Source organism: Streptomyces anatolicus (assembly GCF_019400875.1).
Lineage (GTDB): Bacteria > Actinomycetota > Actinomycetes > Streptomycetales > Streptomycetaceae > Streptomyces > Streptomyces anatolicus.
In genome coordinates this window covers 1-8,318 of sequence record NZ_WMBF01000280.1, presented here as the reverse complement: position 1 = coordinate 8,318, position 8,318 = coordinate 1, and the positions used below count along the sequence as shown (strand labels likewise).

6 protein-coding genes are annotated in these 8,318 nt (G+C 71.6%); 1 reads left to right on the top strand and 5 read right to left on the bottom strand.

Features of this window, described 5'->3' with window-relative positions:
* From mmuM to GKQ77_RS22040, 5 genes are all read right to left on the bottom strand, one after another.
* Window positions 1–843, bottom strand: an 843-nt coding sequence (mmuM, locus tag GKQ77_RS22060) for a homocysteine S-methyltransferase (protein ID WP_219690662.1), incomplete at its 3' end; no start/stop codon positions are given.
* Window positions 798–2,843 (bottom strand): dipeptide ABC transporter ATP-binding protein, encoded by a 2,046-nt coding sequence (locus tag GKQ77_RS22055; protein WP_219690661.1) that lies wholly within the window; start codon window positions 2,841–2,843, stop codon window positions 798–800. The genes GKQ77_RS22055 and mmuM, both read right to left, overlap by 46 nt.
* Window positions 2,844–2,872: 29 nt before the next feature.
* A complete protein-coding gene (locus GKQ77_RS22050; RefSeq protein WP_219690660.1) occupies window positions 2,873–3,778 on the bottom strand; it encodes an ABC transporter permease in 906 nt (301 codons plus the stop codon).
* Complete coding sequence (locus GKQ77_RS22045; protein WP_219690663.1) at window positions 3,775–4,713, bottom strand: ABC transporter permease; 939 nt, start codon at window positions 4,711–4,713, stop codon at window positions 3,775–3,777. The genes GKQ77_RS22050 and GKQ77_RS22045 overlap by 4 nt, the downstream gene beginning before the upstream one ends.
* A gap of 125 nt (window positions 4,714–4,838) precedes the next feature.
* Window positions 4,839–6,689, bottom strand: a complete 1,851-nt coding sequence (locus GKQ77_RS22040; RefSeq protein WP_219690659.1) for a peptide ABC transporter substrate-binding protein — start codon at window positions 6,687–6,689, stop codon at window positions 4,839–4,841.
* Between the two features lie 217 nt (window positions 6,690–6,906).
* On the opposite strand from GKQ77_RS22040, the gene GKQ77_RS22035 reads away from it, so the two are divergent.
* On the top strand, window positions 6,907–8,318 hold a 1,412-nt coding region (locus GKQ77_RS22035; RefSeq protein WP_258021734.1), incomplete at its 3' end, for an ROK family protein.

Genomic DNA, 8,318 nt, shown 5'->3' with positions numbered 1-8,318 from the left:
CTCCTCCACCCGACCGGCCGCGAACCGCGAGGGGCCGCGCCAGGAGCGGGCACCGGCGTCCCACTCCTCCCCGCTGTTCGGATAGACGACCGCGGGCTTGCCGGTGACCCGCGCGGCCAGCGAGACGGCCGCGCCGGCCTCGCGCGGATCGCAGCAGTTCACGCCGACCGCGACCACCTCGTCCACGTCGGCGGCGAGCGCGAAGGCCTCGTCGAGGGGCTGGCCCGCGCGCGTGCGGCCGCCCGCGACGCTGTACGACAGCCAGGCGGGCACCCCGAGCCCGCGCACCGCGCGCAGCAGCGCCCGCGCCTCGTCGGCGTCGGGGACCGTCTCCAGGGCGAGGACGTCCGGCTGGGCCGCGGCGAGGGTCTCCAGGCGGGGCCGGTGGAAGCGCTCCAGCTCGTCGACCGTGAGGCCGTACCGCCCCCGGTACTCGGAGCCGTCGGCGAGCATCGCGCCATAAGGGCCCGCCGACGCGGCCACCCACACCTCGCGGCCGAGCCCGGCCCCGGCGCGCCGCGCCAGCTCCACGCTCAGGCGCAGGAGTTCGGCGGTGCGGCGCGTGTCGATGCCGCGCCGCGCGAAACCTTCGTACGTCGCCTGGTAGCTCGCGGTGATGGCGACCTCGGCGCCCGCCTCGTAGTAGGCGCGGTGGGCCGCCTCGATCGCCGCGGGGTCGTCGGCGAGCAGCCGCGACGACCACAGGGCGTCGCTCAGGTCGTGCCCTGCGCTCTCCAGCTGGTGGGCGAGGCCGCCGTCCAGGACGACCGGGCGCCGCGAAAGGACATCGGGGAGTCTCACACCGCCGACGCTAGCCGAGGCGCGGTCAGCGGGAAGTGGCATGCCACCTGGTGGGCCGGGCCGTTCGGCGTGGTCACGGGAGGCTCGTCCGTCGCGCACACCTCCTGGGCGAGAGGGCAGCGGGTGCGGAAGCGGCAACCCGAAGGGGGCTTCGCCGCGGACGGGGTCTCGCCCTCCAGGGGTGCCGGTTCCACGGCGGTCGCGGCCTGCGGGTCGGGCAGGTTGACCGTGTCGAGCAGGCCGCGTGTGTAGGGGTGCAGAGGATGCGCGTACACCTGTGCGGCAGGGCCCGACTCCACCAGTTTGCCGAGGTACATCACGCCGACCGTGTCCGCCAGATGGCGTACGACGGCCAGGTCGTGCGAGATGAACAGATAGGTCAGGCCGCGCTCGCGCTGGAGCTGCCGCATCAGGTTCAGGATCTGTGCCTGCACGGACACGTCGAGCGCGGAGACCGGCTCGTCGGCGACCACCAGGTCGGGCGAGAGGGTCAACGCCCGCGCCAGACCGAGGCGTTGGCGCTGGCCGCCGGAGAACTCGTGCGGGTAGCGGTGCACCGCGCCGCGCGGCAGGCCGACGGCGTCGAGGAGTCCGGCGACCCGCGCCTCCTGCTCGGCGCGGCTGCCCACGCCCTGGATGACCAGCGGCTCGCGCAAAATCTCGCCGACCCGCATGCGCGGATCCATCGCGGCCGTGGAGTCCTGGAACATCAGCTGGACGCGGCGCCGGTGCGCGCGCCGCTCGGCCCGCGACATCCGCGACGGATCGACGCCCCCGAAGCGCACCGCACCGGCGGTCGGCGCCTCCAGGCCCGCGACGATCCGCCCGAGCGTGGTCTTGCCGCAGCCGGACTCGCCGACCATGCCGTACGTCTCGCCCTCGCGGATCGTGAGCGAGACCCCGCCGACCGCGCTGACCGTGCCCCGGCCACGCGAGAACGGGCCGCCCTTGAGCGGGAACTCCTTGACCAGGGAGTCGAGTTCGAGGAAGACGCCCCCCGGAGCGGCGGCGGGCGCGACGGGCGGCGGGACCACGACCTCGTCCTGCGAGACGGCCTCGTCCGGTACGGGGTGGAAGCACGCGAACCGGTGCGCCGCGCCCCGCACCTCGTCATCGGCGAGCGGCGGCTCCTCGGCGCGGCACTCCTCGGTGGCGAAGGTGCAGCGCGGCGCGAAACGGCAGCCGGTGGGGCGCGCCGCGAGGTTCGGCGGCCGGCCCGGGATGGCGTGCAGCTCGGTGCCGCGGCCGGCCGCCCGCTCGGGCAGCGCGGCGAACAGTGCCTCGGTGTAGCGGTGGCGCGGGCGCGCGAACAAGTCGCGTACGTCCGACTCCTCGGCGACCTTGCCCGCGTACATCACCGCGACCCGGTCCACGCGGTTGGCGATGACGCCCAGGTCGTGGGTGACCAGGATCAACGCCATGCCGAGGCGGCCGCGCAGGTCGTCGACGAGTTCCAGGATCTGGTGCTGCGTCGTCACGTCGAGCGCGGTCGTCGGCTCGTCCGCGATGAGCAGCTTCGGCTCGCAGACCAGGGCCATGGCGATCGCCACGCGCTGGCGCATGCCGCCCGACAGCTGGTGCGGGTAGCCCTTCATGCGCTCGGCGGGCTGGGCCATGCCGACCAGGCGCAGCATCTCCTCGGCCCGCGTCCACGCCTCCTTCCTGCCGATGCCCGGGCGGTGCAGGAGCAGCGGCTCGGCCACCTGCGCGCCGATGGTCATCGTGGGGTTGAGGGAGGTGAGCGGGTCCTGGAAGACCATGCCGATGGCGTCCCCTCGTACGCCCTGGAGGACGGGCGCGGGAGCGGCGGCGAGGTCACGGCCGTCGAACAGGACGCGTCCGCCGGTGATCTCGCCGCCCGGCGGCAGCAGGCCGAGGACGCTGAGCGCCGTCATGGTCTTGCCGCAGCCGGACTCGCCGACGATGCCAAGGGCCTCGCCGGGGGCGAGGGTGAGGCAGACGCCGTCGAGGGCGTGGACGGTGCGTTCGCGCGAGACGATGTCGACGCGCAGGCCGTCGAGGGTGAGGAGTGGCTCGGTCATCTGTCTGCTCTCCCTGTTCCTTCGCCCTGTCACTTCCGCAGCCGCACTTCGAACGCGTCCCGCAGCCCGTCGCCGATGAAGTTGAACGCGGCGACGACCAGCACGATCGCGATGCCCGGCGGGAAGATCAGCCACCAGTAGCCGTTCTGGGTGTAGGTGATGCCGGCGGAGAGCATCGAGCCCCAGTCGGCCGAGGGCGGCGGGATGCTCAGACCGAGGAAGGCGAGGTAGCTGACGTAGAGGATCGCGTCGGCGATCTGGAACGTGCAGTTGACGATGACCGTGCCGATGGCGTTCGGCACGATGTGCTTGAAGACGGCCCGCGCCCCGCCGCCGCCCATCATCCGCATGGCCTGGACGTACTCGCGGTCGCGCAGCGCCAGGGCCTCGCCGCGCACCAGGCGGGCGGGGGAGAGCCACGCGACCGCCGCGATGATCATGATGAGGACGCTTTTGCTCGGCGTGACGATCGCGGCGACGACGACGAGCAGGAACATCGCAGGGATGGCCAGCGCCGCGTCGGTGATCCGCATCATCGTGGCGTCGGCCCAGCCGCCGAAATACCCGGCGATCGCGCCGTAGACCGTGCCGAAGAGCGTCGCCAGCAGCCCCGCCGCGAGGCCGATCTCGAGCGAGGTGCGCCCGGCGACCATCAGCCGGCCGATCATGTCGTAGCCGAGGTCGGTGGTGCCGAGGAGATGGCCCGGGCTGCCGGGCGGCAGGTTCGCCTGGGAGAGGTCGGTGTGGATCTGCTCGGTGGGGTGGAGGAGCGGGCCGAGATAGCTGAACGCGAGCAGCAGGGCGAGCACCACCACGCCGGTGAGGGCGAGCTTGTTGCCGGTGAAGACCCGCAGGGTGCGGCGGGCGAGCGAGGGCGTGGCCAGTGCCGCTTCCTCCTGGCCGGGGGCGGTGACAGGGGCTGCCGTGGTACTCATGCCACGCTCCGTATCCGGGGGTCGAGGACGGCGTACAGGACGTCGGTGAGCAGTGAGCCGACGACGGTGGCGACGCCGACGACGAGCGTCACGCCGAGCAGGACGGGGAAGTCGGAGCCCTGCGCCGCGTTCCAGAACAGCAGCCCCATGCCCGGGTAGTTGAACATCGACTCGACGACGAGGGCGCCGCTGAAGAGGGTCGGGAGATAGAGGCCGAGGAGCGTCGCGAGGGGGATCAGCGCGTTGCGCAGCACATGCCTGACCATGATCCGGCGGCTCGACTGGCCCTTGGCCATCGCGGTGCGGACGTAGTCCTCGGTGAGGTTGTCGAGCACCGCCGAGCGCATATAGCGGCTGAACATCGCGATGATCCCGAAGGCCATCGTGACCACGGGCAGCACCAACCCCGTGAAGTCGCCGAGGAGTTCACCGACCGTCTCGCCCTGCGGCGCCTCCGCCGGGAAGAGGGGCATGACCTGCGCGAACAGCATGATCATGATGAGGCCGAGGAAGAACACCGGCGTCGCGTACGCCAGGAAGGCGAGCCCCGTCAGCGCGTAGTCCGACGCCTTGCCGCGCCGCACCGCCTGGAGCAGGCCGAGCGGGACCGCGATGACCACCGCGAGGGCGGTGGAAAGGAGAGTCAGGAGCAGGGTCTTCGGCAGGCGCTGCTTCAGGAGGTCGAGGACGGGCGAGTTGAGCTTGAAGGACTCGCCGAGGTCACCCGTGAGCAGCCGCTTCAGGTACATGGCGTACTGCGTCGGCAGGGAACGGTCGTACCCCTGCTGGTGGTTGAAGTGCTCGATCTGCTGCGGGGTGCCCTTCGGGCCGAGGATGGCGCGCGCGGGGCCGCCGGGCAGCAGGTGCAGAAGGACGAAGACGATGACCGACACCAGGAAGAGGACGACGACCGCCTGGAGGAGGCGCTTGACCAGAAAGCCGGGGAAGCCGGTAAGGCCACGGAAACCGGCGGGACTCCTGAATCCGGCGGGGTTCCTGCGCCCGGATGGGCTGCTGGGTCCGGCGGGGGCCGTGAAGCCGCTGGGGCTGCTGCTGCCGCTCACTTCTCGGCACCCTTCCGCTCGCCGTGCTTCTTGACGTAGTACCAGTGCTGGGGCGCGAAGCTGATGGTCGGGTTCTGTGAGACGCCGCGCAGGTCGTTGCGGATCACCGAGACCTGGTACGCCGGGTTGGGCATCCACATCACCGGCAGCTGCTCCGCGAGGTACTCGCCGTACTCGTGCACGGCCTTCATGTCGGGGGAGTACTGGACGGCCCGGATGATCCGGTCGGCCCTCTTGTCGCTGTAGTTGCCGAAGTTGGCGGAGGCGCCGGTCGAGAAGAGCTGCTCGCCGCTGGGGTTGAGCGGGTAGTACCAGCTGCCGGCCGTCCCGAAGAAGGACATGTCCCAGTCGCAGCCGGGGTCCTTCGCCCGGCACGGGATGGAGCTGCCGAGGACCGAGTTCAGCGGCTGCTGGCGCACGGTCAGGTCGATGCCGGCCTTGGAGAGCGACGACTTCAGCTCCTGCATCATGTTCGTCGTCTCGGTCGAGCCGGACTGGGAGAGCAGGGTCAGCTCCAGCGCCGCGCCCCGCTCGATGCCCTTGCCGCACTGGTCCTCGCCCGTTCCGGGGCGTACGCAGCGGGCCGTGCCGTCCTCGGTGCGCCAGCCGTGCGCGGCCAGGAGGCGCCGGGCCTTCGCCACGTCGTACGGGTAACGGTTCTTCTCCATCGCCTCCGACAGGTACTGGCTCTTCGGTGCCGCCGGCACCGGGCCGAGCGTCGGGGTCGCGCTGCCCTGCCAGATGACGTCGCTCATCGCCTCCTGGTCGACGAGGTGCTGCATGGCCTGCCTGATGTAGAGCTGGTCCATCATCGGCCCGGCGTGCGTGGAGTTGAAGTTGTAGACGATGTACGTCGCCGCCCAGCCCTCCCACGGGTCGACGCGGTAGCCCCTGCCCTCGAACTTCTCCTTCTGCGCCATCACCGAGGGCGGGATGTAGCCGTAGTCGACGCCGCCCGAACGCAGCACGTTGTACTCGGAGTCGGCCGTCGTGAACGGCTTGAAGACCACCTTGTCGAGGTGCGGGCGCTCCGACTTCGGCCCGGTGTACTTCTCGTTCGGCACGATCGTCACCTGACCGCTGTCCCGCCAACCGGCGAGCTTCCAGGGTCCGTTGACGGTCTTCCACAGCGGGTCGGAGTCGTACGAGCCGAGGCTCTTCGCGTGTCTCATCAGCCGGGCGAAGACCACCTTGGCGCCTTCGGCCGTGCGGTCCCAGTCGCCGATCGGGCCGCCGTCGGTCTTCGCGTCCCAGGCGTGCTGGGGCAGGGCCCGCAGCAGGGTGAGCTGGTTGGCGGTGAACCAGTCGGGGTTGTAGGCGCGCGAGAGGTGCAGCCGCACGGTGTGGTCGTCGAGCGTCTCGAACCGCTTGACGTTGTCGGGCATCGTGCCGACCGAATAGCCCGCCCACTCGGCCTTGTTGGCCTTGACGAGGCGGAACCAGAACTCCAGGTCGCGGGCGGTGACCGGCTTCCCGTCGGACCACTTCACGCCCTCGCGCAGCGGCACCGTCACCGTCTTGTTGCCGTCGCCGTACGTCGGCTCAAGGCCCAGCGTTCCCGGCCCGTGCGAGGTCAACTCGGCCTTTCCCTTCTCCTGCACCGCGTCGTACACCGGCGTGAACAGGAGGGAGTAGATGCCGCTGTTGTACGAGCCGCCGTAGCCGGGGGCGCCGATCGGGAAGATCCAGTTGGGGGTGGAAGCCGGAGGCAGCGCCATCGTCACCGTGCCGCCCTCGACGGGAGTGCCGCCGGTGGGTCCCATGTCGATGCGGCCGCCCTCGCGGGTGCAGCCGGTCACCGCCGTGAGGGCGAGCAGGGCTGCCGCCGCGGAGCTGAGTAGACGCATGGCGATGGGCCTCCAAGGGGGACGGGCCTGCCCCCGGGCCGGAGAACGACGGGGCGGCGCCCGAACGCTAGGGCGAACGCGAAAAGCAAGTCAATAGGTTCATTCGACGAGAAGCGCAAAACCCGCTGTGGGTGGCGTACTTGGTTCGATGGGTCCTAGTGTTCGCCTGGCTGTCGAATGAACAGATCGAAGCAACAACCAAGCAACTGGGGGCGGCATGGCCGGAACACCACTCGGCGAACCGGGCTCGGCACAGCACATCGTCCACCTGGTCTCCTCGGGGGCGGCCACCTCCCGTGCCGATCTCGTACGCGAGTTGGGCCTCGCCCCCTCGACGGTCTCCCTGCGCGTGCAGGAACTGGTCGACGCGGGGCTCCTCAGCGAGTCCGGCGAAGGGGCCTCGCGCGGCGGGCGCAGGCCGAGGCTCCTGCGGGTCGCCGCGCACGGCGGCGTCGCGGTCGCCGCCGACCTCGGCAGCCACCACGCGCGGCTCGGCGTGGTCGACATCGGCGGCACCGTCTCGGACGCCGTCGACCTGCCGCACGACATCACCGCCGGCCCCGAGTCCGCCGTCGACTGGCTCTGCGGCCAGGTCGACCGGCTCGTCGCCCGCCAGTACCAGGAGGGCCGTACCGTACGCACTTTGGGCGTCGCCTTTCCCGGCCCGGTGCAGCCCGCCACAGGCCGCGTCCTGAGCCCGTCCCGGATGCCCGGCTGGCACCGCTACCCGCTCCGGGACGTCCTCGCCGAGCGGCTCGGCGTCCCCGTCACCGTCGAGAACGACGCGACGATGATGGCGGTCGGCGAGCACCGCGTCGCACGCCCCGGGCTCGACCACCTCGTCGTCGTCAAGGCCGGGCGCGGCATCGGCAGCGGCATCATCTCCGCGGGGCGCCCGCACGACGGGGCCAACGGCAGCGCGGGCGACATCAGCCACGTCCGCGTCGACGCCGCGGGGGACCGCCCGTGCAGCTGCGGCAACATCGGCTGCCTGGAGACCGTCGCGAGCGGCGCCGCCCTCATCCGGGAACTCGCCCTCCAAGGCGTCGAGGTCGCCGACACCAGCGACCTGCTGCGCCTGGTCGCGGACGGCGACCCGCAGGCCACCACCCTCGTCCGCACCGCCGGCCGGCACATCGGCACTGTCCTGTCCGTCGTCGTCAACTTCTTCAACCCGCAGGCCGTGGCGCTCGGCGGCGTACTCGCCACCGCCGAACCCCTGGTCGCCGCCGTGCGCGGCGTGCTCTACGAGCGGTGCCTGCCGCTGGCCACCGCCGGGCTGTACAGCGCGGCGGCCAGCGCCGCCAACATCATCGGCAACCTGGGGGCGGGCGTGCTGCTGTCGCGCGGCTGGCGGCGGTCTACCTTGATCGCCTGCGCCAGCGCGGCGATGGGCGTGGTGGCGCTGCTGATCTTCCGATCGGTGTTTCCGGCGATGCCGACCTTTCTCCTGTGCGTGCTGTTTTCGGCGGTGGGCGGGTTGATCCCGGCCACGCTGCTGGGCACCGCGCCGCTGGTGGCCCCCCGGCCGGCGCTGACGGCCTCGGCCGTCGGCCTGGTGATGATGGGCAGTAACCTGGGCCAGGTGATCGGCCCGGTCACGGTGGGCGGCGTGATCGACCGCTATGG